At 66.3% G+C, this 499-nt stretch carries 1 protein-coding gene; it reads left to right on the top strand.

What is annotated here, in order from left to right; genetic code table 11:
- Nucleotides 1–499, top strand: a 499-nt coding sequence (locus tag AC1D0P_RS28525) for a glycoside hydrolase family 3 N-terminal domain-containing protein (RefSeq protein WP_477679812.1), incomplete at both ends; no start/stop codon positions are given.

Raw genomic sequence — 499 nt, forward strand, 5'->3', positions numbered from 1 at the left:
GCCGAGGAGCGCGCGCTTTACCGCGACCAGCAGCCCTGGGGCTTCATCCTCTTCGCCCGCAATCTGTCGCCCGAGCCGCAGCAGATCAAGGATCTGATCGCCTCGCTACGCGACACTGTCGGTGGCCGCAATGCGCCTGTCCTGATCGATCAGGAAGGCGGGCGCGTGCAGCGCATCCGCGAGCCGATCTGCCCGCGCTATCCTTCCGGCGCCGATCTCGGCGCCATCTATCGAGAGGATCGCGACAGGGGCCTGCGCGCCGCCTGGCTGATGTCGCGGCTGCATGCCTTCGATCTGACAAAGCTCGGTTTCAACGTCGATTGCCTGCCGGTTCTGGACGTGCCGGTGGAAGGCGCCAGCGACGTGATCGGCAGCCGCGCTTACGGCAAGAATCCGGTGATTGTCTCCGAGATGGGACGTGCCGCGGCAGAGGGCCTGAAGGCTGGCGGCATGCTGCCTGTGATGAAGCATATGCCGGGCCATGGCCGCGGGTTTGCCG

Source organism: Polaromonas sp. P1_G2 (assembly GCF_056405515.1).